Origin of the sequence: Flavobacterium granuli (assembly GCF_900129705.1) — a bacterium.
GTDB lineage: Bacteria > Bacteroidota > Bacteroidia > Flavobacteriales > Flavobacteriaceae > Flavobacterium > Flavobacterium granuli.
Map to the genome: position 1 here is coordinate 93,416 of NZ_FQWO01000007.1, position 16,693 is coordinate 110,108.

At 36.1% G+C, this 16,693-nt stretch carries 10 protein-coding genes; 6 read left to right on the forward strand and 4 right to left on the reverse strand.

The annotated features are described in order from the left end of the window. Positions 1 to 46: 46 nt before the first annotated feature. The gene (locus BUB25_RS10595) at positions 47 to 2,476 is read right to left on the reverse strand and encodes a bifunctional aminotransferase class I/II-fold pyridoxal phosphate-dependent enzyme/GNAT family N-acetyltransferase (RefSeq protein ID WP_072944058.1); all 2,430 of its coding nucleotides are present in this window, start codon (positions 2,474 to 2,476) and stop codon (positions 47 to 49) included. 254 nt (positions 2,477 to 2,730) lie between these two features. On the opposite strand from BUB25_RS10595, the gene BUB25_RS10600 reads away from it, so the two are divergent. The 4 genes from BUB25_RS10600 to BUB25_RS10615 all read left to right on the forward strand — a co-directional run bounded on the left by BUB25_RS10600 (position 2,731) and on the right by BUB25_RS10615 (position 6,180). Continuing rightward, positions 2,731 to 3,114 (forward strand): DUF7793 family protein, encoded by a 384-nt coding sequence (locus BUB25_RS10600; protein ID WP_072944060.1) that lies wholly within the window; start codon positions 2,731 to 2,733, stop codon positions 3,112 to 3,114. Between the two features lie 56 nt (positions 3,115 to 3,170). Further along, positions 3,171 to 4,079: a helix-turn-helix domain-containing protein gene (locus tag BUB25_RS10605; RefSeq protein ID WP_072944062.1), complete on the forward strand. Its 909-nt coding sequence runs from the start codon at positions 3,171 to 3,173 to the stop codon at positions 4,077 to 4,079. A gap of 227 nt (positions 4,080 to 4,306) precedes the next feature. Further along, positions 4,307 to 5,833 carry a MauE/DoxX family redox-associated membrane protein gene (locus tag BUB25_RS10610; RefSeq protein WP_072944064.1) on the forward strand — a complete coding sequence of 509 codons (1,527 nt, stop codon included), beginning with the start codon at positions 4,307 to 4,309 and terminating at the stop codon, positions 5,831 to 5,833. Between the two features lie 83 nt (positions 5,834 to 5,916). Continuing rightward, on the forward strand, positions 5,917 to 6,180 hold the full coding sequence (locus tag BUB25_RS10615; protein WP_072944067.1) for a DUF6520 family protein: 264 nt from the start codon (positions 5,917 to 5,919) through the stop codon (positions 6,178 to 6,180). 73 nt (positions 6,181 to 6,253) lie between these two features. Here the strand turns inward: BUB25_RS10615 and BUB25_RS10620 are convergent, their stop codons facing one another. Genes BUB25_RS10620 through BUB25_RS10630 form a run of 3 tightly spaced genes read right to left on the reverse strand, consistent with a single transcriptional unit; the run spans position 6,254 to position 13,283 of the window. Continuing rightward, positions 6,254 to 8,860, reverse strand: coding sequence for a S9 family peptidase (locus tag BUB25_RS10620; RefSeq protein ID WP_072944069.1), 2,607 nt, complete (start codon positions 8,858 to 8,860; stop codon positions 6,254 to 6,256). Between the two features lies 1 nt (position 8,861). After that, a complete protein-coding gene (locus BUB25_RS10625; RefSeq protein WP_072944071.1) occupies positions 8,862 to 10,232 on the reverse strand; it encodes a RagB/SusD family nutrient uptake outer membrane protein in 1,371 nt (456 codons plus the stop codon). A gap of 18 nt (positions 10,233 to 10,250) precedes the next feature. After that, positions 10,251 to 13,283: a SusC/RagA family TonB-linked outer membrane protein gene (locus BUB25_RS10630; protein ID WP_072944073.1), complete on the reverse strand. Its 3,033-nt coding sequence runs from the start codon at positions 13,281 to 13,283 to the stop codon at positions 10,251 to 10,253. A 1,390-nt stretch (positions 13,284 to 14,673) separates the two neighbouring features. Here BUB25_RS10630 and BUB25_RS10635 point away from each other — a divergent pair. Together BUB25_RS10635 and BUB25_RS10640 are read left to right on the forward strand one after the other, a co-directional pair. Then, entirely contained in the window at positions 14,674 to 15,021 is a 348-nt protein-coding gene (locus BUB25_RS10635; RefSeq protein WP_139256906.1) for a helix-turn-helix domain-containing protein, read from the forward strand. 1,044 nt (positions 15,022 to 16,065) lie between these two features. Then, positions 16,066 to 16,692: a Crp/Fnr family transcriptional regulator gene (locus tag BUB25_RS10640; RefSeq protein ID WP_072944080.1), complete on the forward strand. Its 627-nt coding sequence runs from the start codon at positions 16,066 to 16,068 to the stop codon at positions 16,690 to 16,692. Position 16,693 lies beyond the last annotated feature (1 nt).

The window sequence follows — 16,693 nt, forward strand, 5'->3', positions numbered from 1 at the left end:
GTTTTTTTAAACATTTTTTTTAATATTAGTTGTCAATATACTTTCGTCATTTTGCAATTGATTTGTAATCATTTTGCAAAGTATTCATAAGTTCCATTGCGTAATTATCTCTTGTCTGAACATAGGCTACTTTTGGAATTATCCTAGCTCCTAATTTTCTTTTTTCAAATGAGGCTGACACTCCAAAATCTATCTTTTGAAGCTGCAACTCATTAGCTCTTTTTATGGTTTGAAATAACAATTGCCTGTACAGTTGGTATTCTTTTGCCCATTTATAATCCATACCTATTAATTCCGGGACATAGGTATGATTGTCGTTTTTGTAGCAAAACATAATTCCTATGAATGGATTTTCAGTTTCTGCTTTCAATACCAGTACTATGAATTCCCAGTTTGGACTTTCATTCATGCTTTCGAAAATTTCTTGGGTATATCGGAATGTATTGATAGCGTAATTATTGTCTTTTACATTGTTGTAGAGTTGATATGCTCTTGCTATTTCTGATTTGCTCAATTTATCTTTTATTGCAACATCATAGTACTTCTCATAAGGTTCTATCTCTTTATTGAAGTGTTTACGGGAACGCAGCGATAATGTTTTTGTAAACTCTTCGTATGAATGCCAAACTTGGTTTTCAATTACACAGGATTCCGGCATGTCTATTTTGAAATAACCTTGGTCTACTATTGTTTTGTTGTAGCTGTTGTCTTTTTCGAAATCTCTTAAAACTAACATGTCTGCATTTAAGTCATTGTATTTTTCTTCCAGCTTATCCAATAATAGTTTCAATGCTTTTTCTGCCAAAGGATGTTCCTGATTGATGAAGCAGTGTTTTCCTTCGGTGAATAGAGAACCCATACCCAATACTCTTGAGGTGAGGTATAAAGGATTAGTCTTTCTTATTTCTTCCAAATGGATGGAGACCGATTCAGTAGCCAGCATATCGTCTTTCCAAAGGCCGTAGGTAAAAAAGGTCATTAATACTATGGTACCTTTATTGTCTTTAATAGTGAAATAATAAAAATCCCATTGGTTTGTTGGATCCGGATGCTGGCTGAATGTTTTTTCTAAATAAACCAGTCCTTCCCAATCAAAGATATTTTGTTTCCCCATGTATTGGTTCCATTCTTCTTTTATGATATCCTGAATGGTAATTTTTTCTTCGATAAAAAGCTCCTGCTCTTTTGATTCTGAAATGTTTTCTGCTTTTTTATTGTCCATTCCAAAAGCCTGTCTGATTTTGATTTCGCTATTATTTGTTTCTTCCAAAGCTTTAGGAAAATGATATTCCATCGCTTCAACCAAGGCTGTAATGTCCTGTTGTTGATTGTGACTAGATAGCGTAATTCTAATTCCAGTATTCTTTATCGGTACAGCAGGGTAAATTCCTAAATTCAGAAAAAAACCTTCCTTGAATAAACGTTTCACAAAGTTATAGGCCGTTGCGGGTGTACCCATTCCCAAAAAGAAAACCGGCGAATCGTTTTTTGAAATTATGGAAAGGTTTCCTTGAGACAGCAATTGGTTGAAGTAAGCAATTTTATTCGCCAAATCTTTTTGCATCAATTCTATTTCAGGAGATAGATGGATGCCTGCTGAGGCAATTGCAGCCGCTACAGAGGCAGGTTCTAACTGAGCGGAAAAGGTTAACGGCCCGCCAAAATTTTTGATTTTGTCCCTCAATTTTTGATTCTTGCAAAATACTGTTGCACCACTGGCTCCGAAGGTTTTACTTAGAGTACTTACCACAATGCAATTTTCAGGCAGTTCTTTGATAGCGTCAAAAACAAAACCGGTTCCGTTTTTGCCTTTCCAACTCATTCCGTGGACATCGTCAAAATAAAGGTTTAGTTGTGTATATTTTTGAGTCAAAGCCAATAATTCTGGAATGGGTGCATAATCACCAAACATGGAATATACACCATCAGCCATGTACCATATTTTGTTGCATTTGGTGGTTAGTTGCTTGATTTTATCTTCTAGCATATCCAAATTACTGTGTCTTATCAGTTCTACTGGAATTCCCCTTAGTTTTAAAAGTTGACATGCATTTTGGACGCTCCAATGCACCTGATGATCCATTATTACGGCATCCTCATCTCTAATGAGTGTTGGAATAATAGCTAAATGCCCCAACGTACTGTTCTTGGTTATAATAGGAGGAATATCATACATTTGTTCTATTTTACTTTCTAATTCATAGTATAGTGGATGTGAAATGTATGATTTTGACAACGGAAATTGTGTGCCATAATCCCAAATGGCTTGAATTGCAGCTTCTTTCAGCCGAATGTCCTGTTCTAAACCCAGATAACCTGTTGTTCCGAAATGGAACATTTCTTTTCCCTTGATTTGAATTGTTCTGCCTGTTAAAACTTTGTCTTCTGCGTATAAGTACAAAACACCTTCTTTTTTAGCTCCTGATAAAACCTCATCGACCGTATCAATGAAATTGTTGTGCTTGATTTTTGCCATATTATTAGAATTTAAGTTATTGAAATATAAAATTTTGTAAGTACTTCTTTCTTATTGGATACTATTTTTTGAGTAAAAATCTAAATAAATAATGAATAGCATTGTATAAAATATCACAAACTCCCGATATGGTAAGACATACTCCCGATTTGATAACTACAATGCTATTTTTATCGATTTGTGCTTTTTTTATGCTTTTTATAATTAGAATTATTACTATTTTTACAGATAACATTATATTTATCTAAAATATTATGAGATTTTCAGCTAGTTACTTTGAGAATGAATATGCCCATTTTTGGATTCGAAATAGTATTCTTTTTTTTGAATACAAACCCAATGTTGTTATTGATTTAACTGTAGCCCAGCGCATTGTAGCCGATCGAATACAGATACAAAATGAAAAGGCTTATCCTATATTGTGCGATATCAGGGGTATTGTGGATTCTGACAAAGCTGCCAGAGATTATTTGGCTCAATCTGGTTCCGTTTTGACAAAAGCTGTAAGTCTGGTTGGGCATCAAAGTATTTCTCTAATTATAACCTCTTTTTATCTTAAAATTGGTAAACCAAGTGTTCCAACAAAGCTTTTTACTGATGAGTCAGCCGCTTTGGCTTTTTTGGAAGCCTACAAGTAGTACCATAAATCACTACTTTTAATACATCTTTTAACTAGTACCTTATAGTTCCTATTATGCAACAAGAAATTAATCAACAACGTATTCAAAGTATGTATAAAATGCTTCTTGAGATGGGAAGTGGTAATTTTATGAATCGCATCAAACGTACAGAGCAGGACGATGAATTGGAGGCATTGGTTGTACTTGTTAACATGGTAGCAGAAGAAATGGAGGGGTCCGTTTTTCATTCGGGCTTTATTAATCCTCATTATACTTATACCAACCTTGTTCAAACCACTTTTATTCTGGATACCGATTTTATTATCAGAAGTTATAATTCAGGTGTCCCTATAGTATTAGGTTTTACTGATGAAATGCTCTATAATACCGCTTTCAGCAGTATGCTCTCTAAGGAATCTTTACCCATTTGGGAAAGTATTAAAGATTCCATACTTCATGATGATAACTATAATGTTACCTTGCAACTCATTTATATTACTCAAAAGCAATTGCTGTTACCTTGCTTTTGCACCATTTCACGAATGATGCACAGTACCAATATTTTAATCAGTTCCGTTACTACTGTTATTGAGAAGACCATAGTGGATAAAGCATTGGTTTCACCAGAAGATACTAATTTGCTTGGGGGGTTCAGTAGTTATTCTGATGTACAATTGATACAGCATGTCTATGATTATATTTTAAACCATTTGAATTCTCCATTGCCATCTTTAAAGGAACTTTCTCAAATTTTTGGAACCAATGATAATAAATTGAAACAAGGGTTTAAACTTTTATTTAAAACGAGTATTTATCAATTTTATGCTACTGAACGGTTGAAAAGAGCTCATCTTTTGATCCAGCAAACAACAATACCCTTAAACAGAATTGCAACTATTATGGGATTTAACACTTATCCCAATTTTTCAAGAACCTTTAAAAAACACTTTGATTATGCTCCTAATGCTATTGAGAGGAGGTAGAAGGTGAAAAGTAGAAGGTGAAAAGTGAGAAGTGAGAAGTAGGAATTAAATGCAATTCCAATTCCAAATCGTAGTGTTAACAAGCCAGTGTGAATAGGGAATACGTATACGAATTGCACCATTATTTAAAAACTCCCTTTGGAGCAAGTTAAGCTCCCGAATTGATAACACTTATTCCCTTGTTTTTTCGGAATTTTATATCGGATTAAATCTTAAAGTTTGTCGATATGAAACTACCTGTAACAATCAAAAGTATTATTATTGAAACGGTTTGTCTACTGTATGTTCTGTTGTTTGTTTATGCAGCATTAAATAAACTTTTAGACTTTGAAAATTTTCAGGTTCAATTGGGCCAGTCACCATTGCTTAGCGCATTTGCTGAACTAGTATCGTATACAGTCCCCGCTGTTGAATTTATCATTGCTTTTATGCTTCTGACGGTACGGTTGCGTTATACTGGTATGTATGCCGCGCTCAGCCTAATGGTAATGTTTACGGCGTATATATATATTATGCTTCATTTTAGTCCGTTTGTACCTTGTTCCTGTGGTGGTGTATTGGAAAAATTGAGTTGGAATCAACATCTTATATTTAATATTGTTTTCGTAGTACTTATGCTGATAGCAATTTTATTATACAGAACAAATGAACTCCCTGCCAGAACGTTAAATTTTAAAGAACGATTGACAAGAATTGGTGTTACTATGATCTTCAGTGTTACCGTGGTTACTGTCTTTTTTTTATTATCGGAAGATACGATCCATCGTAGCAATAATTTTACCAGACGATTTCCTCATCATCCTACTACGTTCAAATCAGAAATTGACTTGCAATATGATTCTTATTATATTGCTGGTTATGATGACGAATATGTTTACTTAGGAAATTCCACTGCACCATTGACCGTAACCATGGTTAACATTGCTCATCAAAATAAAAAGCAATTTGTTATTCAGTTACCCAAATACAAATTTTCATATACTGCGCCGCGGTTATTAGTAAAGCCACCCTATTTTTATTTTGCAGATGGAACGGTACCTTGTATCTTCAGAGGCAGTATATCTGACTGGAAGCCAAGTTTAGTAATGCATAAAAAGGCTTATTTTTCACTGATAGCGCCTGTGAATGTTGATAAAGCCGCTCTACGTGTTATCGGAAGTAAAACGCATGAGAATGTTTTGGCGACTATTGCATATACCGACAGCCTTCACCTGAATTACACTATTCTGGAAAAGCAGATAGACGGGATTTTTGATACTGACGGAATGCTTTTATATAACGCACAGCTTGACAAAATACTTTATACCTACTATTACCGTAACGAGTTTATCATTGCAAATGATTCATTAAATTCCTATTCAATTGGTCATACTATTGATACGACTACTCAAGCCCAGATTAAACTTGCCAAAATTGATTCAAAAAAAATCACAACACTAGCCAAACAACCCGTAATTGTTAATAAAAAAACGGCCACTTATGGAAACTACCTTTTTGTAAATGCCGCCTTAATCGGAAAGTTTGAACCAAAGGATATGTGGAAAAAGGCTTCAATTATTGATGTTTATGACCTTGTTAAAAACACTTATGCCTTTAGTTTTTACCTCTATGATAAAGGAGGGGGAAAAATGTCGGAATTTATAATTTCGAATGATCTTGTTATAGTGTTAACTGGAAAATATTTGACTATTAATAAATTACGCAGCGATTATTATGTGCCTTGGAATCCAAAGAAACCTAAGCAGACAAAATAATTGCGTATACAATATACCGCGCAGTATCAGGAGAAGATCGAAAACCTGTGACAGAGTAGATCATTAAATTTAATTATAACATTATGAAAACGACATTTTTTAAACCAATTTTTTCTCTATCGGCTATCGCTCTAGCCGTTTTTGGAGCATTTGCATTTACACCCGCGCCTGAAAAAGCGGAAGTAGTTGACATTTGGGGTCTAATTCCAAGTAGTAATTGTGCTGTAAGTACGGTGAAATGTGGTAATGATACCACTAAACCGTTTTGTAAAAGTGGTTCTGTTGAACTGTTTGATATGAACGAAGAACAAACTGATTGTTCTGTACATCTTTACAGACTGCAATAACAGTATGCTGTAGATTTAAAATGCAATGGCGGAATCTTACGAAGATTCCGCCATTGTTCTTTTATACTGTAATTTAAGGGATATCGTTAATATCTGTAACAGTCTTCTGTTTCAAATAGTAATCAAACCAATTTTTTGTTTTAATTGTCAGATCTTTCTGCAACTCGGGAGTGAGTATGGTATGTGTTTCTCCATTGTAAACCAGGAATATACTTTTTTTGTCTAACCTTCGTAACGCCATATGGAATGAGGCGCTTTGTGTCCAAGGAATGGTCGGGTCCTTTTTTCCTGCCCAACTTAGCAAAGGAGTACTAATATATTTTGCATTTGGCAAGGGTGAGTTTCGCTGATAACTATTCCAATCATTAAACGGCGATGATGTCATGCGATACTGCTCTCCTTCAAATCTCCATGTATTCGAGCGGGGAATATTTGAGGCATAAGAAAAATAGCTTCCAATTAAATCTGAGATTGCTGAACCGGAGATTGCTGCAGCAAAAGTTTTAGTTTGCGTTATGATAAAAGATACTTCATACCCTCCAAAAGAGTGTCCTATGATTCCAATGTGATTTTCTTCCACAATGCCGGTTGCCTTTACAGCGTTAACGGACGATTCTACGCAATCAAGTGCCGACATTCCGGGATCGTCAATTTTGTATCTAATGTCAGGCAAAAGTACTAGATAATCGTTGAGAAAATAGTTTGATGGTATGAAGCCCATGGAATCATATTCAGTAGGGTTGTAGTAATTGTGTAATCCGTGCGACAATATTTCGTAAATTAGAACGACCATGGGATATTTTTTAGCGGACTTGTAATTTGCAGGCTTATATAAAATACCTTTCAAGTTATCTCCAAATTTATTCTTATAGTAAATTAATTCAGCCTGACCCCAATCAAATTTTTTGCTTTGCGGATTGGATTGTATAATAACTTTTGAGAATGTGCCCGAATTATTTAAAAGTATAATACATGGTGGTAATGCTGAAGTTTGCTCTATACAAATATACATTTCAGCATCTTTAGCTTTTTGTATCCGATTTATTCCACTTTCCTTAAACAGCATCTTTTTAAGTGACCCATTAGGATACCATTTATAGTAACCACTTGCCATGTTGTCTCCCAGGACTTCCAAAATCAAGCCTTTGGTAAGGTCAAATTTTGGCGCGAATAAATTATCAAGATTGTGTGTCTTGTTTTCCTGATCAAGATTTGTGCAAATCCTGTAACACACTTTATTTTTGCTGCCGTGCGTAATCTTTTGAGTTTTACTTTCGTCAGGTGATAAAAGCCAAATGTCATATTGATCATAAGCTATGATATACTTACCATCGGCAGACCAACCCGGACTACCGTAAGGTGTTGGCGAACCGGAATTATCATTCTCTTTGTTTTTAAATGCTATTCCTATTTGGGCAGTTATATTCCTATGCTTTGTTTTCTCAATGTCATAAATCCACCAATTATTATCTCTGAAATAATTTATAAACTTGCCGTCAGGTGAAGTCCCCATCATGCCGATGGACGTCGCCTGTTTTTGTAAAATCAGTGTTTCCTTTCCTGTGTGGGTATTTTTCAGATATAAATCTGCCGGAGCATCGTATTCATATTGGGGTTCATATCGAAGGGCATTAAAGCAGACTGCATAATTTTTATCTGCGGTCAGCATAGCTTTAGGATTTTCAACCGTACCAATTTGCATTACTTTTCCACTTTCTACAGACCAAACAGCTAACTTGGGCTCGTAATTCGTGTTGCCCCGGTATTTATTTTGAGTGTATTCTAACGGGGTTGCGGTATCCCATATTTCAACCTGCTCCGTAGTAAAGGGTTTATGCGGCGTAGTAATCGCAAAAAAAATGCGTTTTCCATCAGGAGAAAATGTAAGTGCTGGTTTACTCAATCTCACTATGATGCGCTGTGCCATTAATGCTTCGTTAGTGCTTCCGTCAAGTGTGTACCTTTTTGAATCTGTGAGATTGTAATAGATAATCCTGTGGTTATCCGGAGCTAAAGTATCCTTTGGCAATTGCTGTAAAAATGCGACTGCGCTACCATTTTCACTCCAGCATAAATTTTTAAAACTTTCAGCGCTATCCTGCGCAATGGTTTTTTCGCTAAAATTTTCTGCAGGATCTATAATTCGTACTTCGTGAAAGGTACTCACAGCGATTTTACCCTCACGACTAATCGTGAACTCCTGAACGTCTGGAAAAATATAGGATTTATTCGTGTTGCAATCTAAAATCTGCAATTCGTTTGAACTCACATTTTTCTTCAACATTGCTAGATACTTTGCTTCAGCAAAAAATTCATGCTTACTAACATTCCTAAATGACTGCACTTTTCCAGATTTAAATTCCTGTAGGATTAAGCCTTTTTCGGGATCTGAAACGGTGACAAATCTTCCATCACTACTAAAAATGGCATTGTTCCCTGATGGGAAAATTAGTTTTCTATCTGATTTGCAATTTTGGACAAAAAGGGTGTCAGCACCATAATCGTATTGCAAACTATAGGATATCCATAAGCCGTCAGGAGAAATTGCTTCATCCTGCAGTGTACTCCATTTTGCATAATCTGCTGTAGTGATTTTGCGATTTACGGATTGCCCGTAACCGATTGCCACTGAAAAAATCAGCAGCACGGTTAGAGGAAATGTGTTATTAATTTTTATCATTTTAATATCCTGGATTTTGGGGTTGGAGATTATTATTAAGGAGTAATTCAGTCTGAGGAAGCGGCAGTAAAACCTGTGTATTTTGCCAACCGGGTTTTATCGGGCTCAAAACCTCGGTGGCTTTTCCTGTTCTTTTTAAATCGAACCATCTGTGTCCTTGTTCTGTAAATAATTCCATGCGTCGCTCTTGTGCAATCGCTGTCAGTAAACTTTCCTGAGCATCTGCCGTTGTATTTGGGAGTCCCGCACGAGTTCGAATTTTATTTAAATCATCTTGTGCTCCCGGGATGTTACCCAAGTGAGCATAAGCTTCTGCACGAATCAAATATTGCTCCGCAAGACGGAATAAAATCGAGTATTCCTGAGAAGTACCCGTATTTGCAGTTTTTTTGTATTTGAATGCGCAATACCACGTACCGGAGCTATTTGTGACCGTTTTAACCCAAAGATTTCTTCTAAGATCATTACTTTCGAAGGCGCTTACAAGACTGCTGGCCAGCGAAGGTCTTATTGGCGGTCCACTTGAAAAAACAAATGTCCTTGCCTCTTTTGTATTTACTCCCGCAACTCCCGGATGCAACGCCCATATAATTGCTGGCGATTCCCGAAGAAATTCTTTTGCTGGGTTACCTTCCCAAGAATATAGATTATTTGCAATCACTTCTGATGCTTTTTCTTCTGCCTTTACCCAGTCTTCTGTATAGAGGTAAACTCGCGACAACATTGCCGTTGCTACAGCCTTATTTATGCGGACCCTCTCTATGACAGGATAATTTTCAGGTAGTACACTTTCGGCTTGTGTCAGATCGGAAATAATATTTTGCCAGACCTGTGCTTGTGGTATTTTGAAGATCGTGGAATTGTTATTATAATCCGTTGAAGTTACATATGGAACATCCCCAAATACATTTACCAAGTAAAAGTGCAGATACCCCCGCAGGAATAAAGCTTCACCAGTTAGTCGTGCTTTGTCTTCGTCAGGAATGGCAGTTGAATTTGCTAATCCTTCAAGGATTGCATTTGCTGCGTAAATTTCTCCGTACGTTCCATTCCATAAAGATGCTATCAAGCTGTTTGAAGGAACAATTGTATGGTTGTTAAACTGCTCCATGTCGATACTTGAACCATAAAATTGCATTTCATCCGAATAGTTCGCCATTAAACTTGATAGGCCGCCTGGTGTGCCAGTAACCATCCCGTCTTCCCGTAAGCGTGCGTAAATATTAGCCATTGCTGCATTTGCTGTAGTCACATTTTCAAATACTGCCGGAGAAGTAAGCTGGGATTGCGGAGTATCAACTTCGGTAAAACTTTCGCAGCTGTAAAGCCAACATACGATGATGGCTACAATTATTCGATTTATATATTTCATTTGTACTATTTTTTAAGATTAGAATCCTAACTGAAAGCCTAAAGTAAACTGTCGTAAAGGAGGTACCGTTGTTGTAGATTGGTTTTCCGGGTCAGCACCGCGATAGTGTGTAAAAGTGAACAGGTTTTGAGTTTGCAGGTATACTCTTCCTGTAAAAGTTTTTGACCATGCGGACGGAATTGTATAGGAAAGATTTACACTTTTGAGCCTGATAAAAGAGGCGTCGCTATATGCCGCATCGCTTTCGATAAAATTGTAAAATGCGTCTACCACAGCAGAATTATCCCCTGTTGTATATTGCTGTGCTATCGCTCCGGTACCGTTCAGTGGGAAATGATTTCCAATTTCGGCAGGCTGATTTGTAAAAGTTCCTGCCAATGAAGAAGAATACAAATAATTTTTGCCTTGTTGTTTGACATACTGAAAAAGAAAATCAAACCCCCAATTTTTATATGACAGCTGATTACCGAAACCGCCATAATATTTGGGAGCTGTATCGACAACTTTTTGACGGTCACTATCGAACGTTATTTGTCCGTCACCATTGTAGTCCTGAAAGGTATACGCACCAGAATCAGGGTCAATTCCTGTATGGTTGAAAACCTTATTTATAAACAATGATTCTCCCACGACCAAGCTATTTGCATAAGTAGAGCTTTCAAGGTTTGGAAATGCCATCAGTTTATTTTTTGGAACTGTCAAGTTTAGAGTTGTTGTCCAGGAAAAATCCTTTTTGCGAAAGTTGACGGTTCGCAATTCCAATTCAAAGCCTGTATTTTGAACGGTCGCATCAAGGTTGGACTGAATTGAAGCAAAGCCGGTTGTACCGGGAAGTGGAACTCCGACCAATTGACTTGACGACTGGTTTTTGAAATATGCTGCCGTTAGAAATATGTTGTCTTTTAAGAAACCCAGTTCTATCGCCACTTCCATTTTTTTATTTGTTTCCCATCCAAAATTGGGATTGAATAAACGTGCTGGTGTTAAGCCAACCACGCCATCATAAAGATATCGCGACACTTCGTATGTATCCAGATACTGGTAATCTCCAATCTGGTCGTTTCCTGTGATTCCATAGCTGCCCCGAAATTTTGCAAAACTCAACACCTCATTATTTTTTAGAAATGATTCATTTGACACTAACCATGCAGCACCGATCGCACCGAAACTTGCAAAACGGTTTTCCGGACCGAAACGACTTGAACCATCGCGTCGACCCGTCAGATTGATAAAGTATTTTTCTTTAAAATTCAGATTTAAACGGGCAAAAACCGCTGTATAATTGTATTCAACAACCTTATGATTGAGTACCGAAACCCTTGTTGCCGCATCAAGGTTATTTATAAGCGCATCACTAGTAAAACCTGAGCCTGATTGTGCCAATTGTGTCGTTTTTTGATTTTGGAATGTAGTTCCGATAAGGAAATTCATCGCGATTTTGCCCCAACTTTTTTCATAACTCAGTTGCGGCTCAATAATCCACGATTTCCCGTTTCCGGAGCTCAGATATAAAGAAGCCTCATGGGTTGAGGTGTCAAAAGGATTGAATATGCTTGTGGGTCTTGTGTAACTTTGCGATAAGCTTGTGTTGTTATATCCCAGGCTCGTTTTTAGTTCAAGTCTCGGAAGTATCTGGTAAGACAACAGTGTATTGGCGATGAGGTTTTGCATGCTGTTCAGATATGTTGCCTGTAAATAGGCAAGAGGATTATCAAAGGTTCCTTCTTCCCAATTTAAGTTGCCGGCAGCGTCATATAGCGCAGGTGCATTTGGTGCCAAGGCATAAGCACGGGCAGTCAAATCCCTACCCGGCAGCGTGTTTTTATCACTGGAATAGTCTGCTGAGAAATTCAGATTAAAACGCTTGTCGGCAGACTTATGGCTTATGCTGCTATGAACCACCCCTTTACTATAATTCGACTCCCCTGGAAACACGGTAGTTTCTTTACGATAGGTTGCGCTAAGCAAATACTGCGTATTTGGATTTCCTCCGGAAACTGATACCTGAACATTGTTTATGTATGCCGTTCCTCCAATCAGTTCCTTTTTCCAATCGGTATAGCGCTTTTGGTCCCATGTTCCGTTGATGTCATATGCATCATCAGGATATTGGGTTATTCCATCATTGGAGAATGCTTCTGCACGCATTGCGAGGTATTGCGGGGTATTCATCAGATCTAAAGTGCGGGTTACTTTTCCAACCGTAGTAAAAGCATTTACATTAAATTTTGTTTCACCAGCCTTACCCTTTTTTGTAGTAATTAATACTACGCCATTTGCCCCACGCGAGCCGTAAATGGCTGTCGCATCTGCATCTTTTAGGACTTCAATACTTTCAATATCGGAAGAATTAATAGTATTGAGAGGGTTTGTTACTCCTAAAATCGCAGTGGATGCAATGGTTGCGTCTCCCAATGATTGTGAAGAATAGGGTAAACCATTTACAATATAAAGCGGTTCATTTCCATCGCCGCGGATACTATTGATACCACGAATTTGTATATTGAAACCACCACCAGGAATACCCGTGGATTGAATAATATTGACACCAGACATACGCCCCTGCATGGCAGCAAGGGGATTATTAACGGGTTGCTTTTCTATGTCTTTGGAAGTGATTTTGGCAATACTTCCCGTACGCTCCTTTTCTTTGACAGAGTAGTAGCCTGCATTGACGCGGACTTCTTGTAAAGAAGTTATGTCTTCCTGTAATTGTATGTTGACAGTTTTACGACCGTTTATGGGAACTATTGCTGTTTTGAATCCTATGAAAGAGACCATCAAAGTATCTGTAGCGGTAGCCGAAAGGATGTATTGCCCGTTGAAGTCGGAGTTAACGGTATTGTTTCTTTTTCCTTTTATGGAAATTGTCACACCGGGTAAAGGGCTAGTACCATCAGTGATGGTGCCGCTTATTTGGATTTGTTGGGGTGGGGACTGTATTTGCCTTAGTACCTTGTTGGCTAGAACAGGAGTGCAGCAGAGGTAAAGTCCGAAAATAAGCGGATACCAAAGTGCTCCCAAGCCTTTGTTTAATGAAATATTTTTCATATGTTTATATTTAATGTTTTTTATCGGTCATATGTAATTCGCAAATAGCTATTGGTGCTTGCATCGCATCAGCGTTATGCTCATTTCATGATATTGGTTTAGTTAAATGAAATGTGAGTTTTGTTTTGCTATGGTCCTCTAGTTTAGCTTGCCGGCGAGTTAGGGGACTTTTTTTGTTTTGTCTTAAAGTCATCCAGTAGAATGTCTTAAAGTCTTTAGGGATAGTGTTTTTTACTATATCATAGGCGTTTTTTAGTTATGAGTTGATGTTGCTGCTAAATAACCTATATCTCAACCATAAATCCACATGCACATCGTTGCTATAAAAAGTATAATTATTCCTATTTGTATTTGTCTGTAGTATTTCATGTGTGTGTGTGTTTTAGTTAGGGGTTATGAGTTGCTGTTGTGGCTAAATTACCTGCACTTTTATTAACAAATTCAAATTAAATTAACTAGGTGTTTTTATTCAAAGGACCTTTCAGTGCAGGTGTTTTAGTAGTAATCGTTTATCGTTGTTCGTCCATCGTTATCGGTTATTGGTCATTGGTCATTGGTTTAAAGTTGGCATAGGTATTCCCGACCAGTTACAAAAAGGGTATTTTCCTAACTGGGATTTATGAATAATGGGTTTAGGGTTTAAAAAGCTCCTTTTGCTCTCATTTCTGAAACAAACTTTAAAATTTTAATGTACCATTTGGAAAATAGAAATAAAGGCAATACTTTTAAAGTGCGAGTTTAAAGAGGGAAAGCTTAAATCTAAGTACCAAAAGAATTTTAGGTTTGGGTTGAGGTTTGATATAGAGGGGATTGTTATTTTATATAATTCCCTTTTTTATATATCAAGGTAGAGTTAAACACATCAGCACTAAAATTCTGATGGGGGAAGTGTCTCTGATAAGAGTACTTCTCGGTGTTTTTCTATCCTAACACAATGTTTATTTCAGTTTTGGGATAACAAAAGGCAGCTTGCTTTTAGCAGGTAGTTAAGGTGGTTTGGTAACGGTTGTACATAAAAAAATCGTTCTCATAATTTATAGGTTTATGGTTATGGAACGATGTATTTCGTGGTATGAAGCATCTTTGCAGAAAAAGCAAGGAGCGGTCTCACACTTTCAATCCGTGGGTGTCCTACGACCCTTACAATAATTAATAATTATTGTATGCAATTGAAAGCATATGTGAGAACCGCTCGCATGCCGTATACAAAAGTAAGAAACTTTTTGACATGGAGCGATTTCACGATACTCTCGTCTGCTAAATAGGACTTTACGGAACGAGAAAACATCGTTTAAATTATGCCAAAAGAGGCTAATTGTCAATTCGCTAGAACAAATATACTAAAATTATTTAATACACCAATATATAGGTGTAAAATTTCACGAAATTAATGATGAAAATTACAGAATATACCATATCGCAATTTGATTTTGACCTGATAAATCATATAAAAACGCTTAGGCTAGAGAAAAAAATCTCACAAGAACAGTTAAGTATAAGTATGGGATTAGCTCGCAGTTTTGTAGGTAATGTGGAGAATATTAATGAATCACATAAGTATTCAACTCGCCATTTAACTTTATTAGCCAGAGCTTTTGGGTATAAAAATATTTCAGACCTGATGAAGTTCCCTACTCCTCAATATGATAGAATTAAAGTAACCGTAAAGCAAACTATGAATGAAAGCGGTACTAAAGCTTTGAGGTCGGAGGTGGTGAAGATTGAGCATTTAAAGTAATTATACTATAATTTAAATGTATTTACGGAAAACCGTAAAATATAACAGAAATAGTTTTAAAGCATTAGACAGAGAATAAAATAGGACAAATAATTTGAGATTTGAAGTAGGAGAAACAACCACAATAGTTAAAAATCTTATCATAATTGCTAAGGCTTTGATTTAATGTTAAATATCCAAAAAGGGGAAAATAACTCTCCCTTTTTTGTTCATCATTTATAGATAAAATCAACAGTTGTAAATTTAAATTTAACACGTTCAAAATCTATAGTGCCCTTAACAAAATAAGAGGCACACAAAGTATTTTGTACTTTCCCATTGCCTAAAATAAGTTCATTCCCTCGCTTTAGAAATGCCATTGGATTTTTATATGTTATTTTTTTATTAACGTCCCGAATAAATGTAAAGCTGGCAAATAATGTATCTCCACGGAATTCTCAGGCGATTTTCCCAACCTTTTTTAGCCTATTAAAAAATTTCATCACCATATACCCAGTTATTTTTCCGTTTTTTAAAGTATTCATTTTTAATTCAATAGTATCATGTTCATATTATAATTAATATCACTAATATCTAGCTGTTAATTTATCCAAAACCTTATTATTTTCGTAAAAATATAATAAGCAAATGAGATACCTAGACATGCTCCCTAATAAAAGTAAATAAAGTAATCACTACACAATTTTTGCTATGAAAAATGCTTATTTATATGTCAGAGTAAGTACCGACGAACAAAAAAGAAAGAGGTTTTCTCTGATTGAACAAGAAGTTATACTCTTTTTACAAGAGGTTTAAATGAGTTTTTCATAAGAAACGAACTAAAAAGGCAGCCAAGATTGTGTCTGCCTTAACTGCACACACTGACGAAAAAAAAAAAAACTGCTACAATTAGTATAACTTATTCACGATGGTATAAATTTGAAAAATTGATCCAGAATAAGTCATTAAAATAAATGTATTAGCTAAAACAATTAAACTATTTAAAAAAAATAAATTCTAAAATCTATTTTTGACTACTTTTATGAACTTTCAAAAAACAAATAAATGAACGATATCCTTAAAAAAAAATTCCCATCCTTCTCAAATGCTCTTCTAATAGACATTAATACAAATGCCCTACAGCAATCTTTTGCTGCTGGAGATGTTATTATGCGAACAGGTCAGTACATAAAAAATACAGTGCTCGTTTTGAGTGGTAAAATAAAAATCTATCGAGAAGATGAAGAAGGCAGCGAATTTTTCATGTATTATTTACAGCCAGGTCAAGCCTGTGCTATTTCTATGATATGTGCAACAAAAAATCAAAAAAGCCAAATTATGGCAAAAGTAGTTGAGGATGTAGAATTAATTATGGTGCCATTGCAATTGATGGATAAATGGATGATGCAACATCGCAGTTGGTATGAATTTGTAATTGATACGTATCGAAGTAGGTTTGAGGAAGTGCTTGATGTAATTGACAGTATTGCTTTTAGAGCAATGGACGAACGCTTGGAATTTTACTTAAAAAGGCATAGAGATGCTTGTGATTGTGATGATTTAAAATTGTCGCATCAAGAAATTGCAACTGAACTCAATACTTCTAGAGAAGTTATTTCTCGATTACTCAAAAAACTAGAGCAACGAGGGGTACTAAAAATGCATCGCAATAATATTGAACTTTTAAAATAAA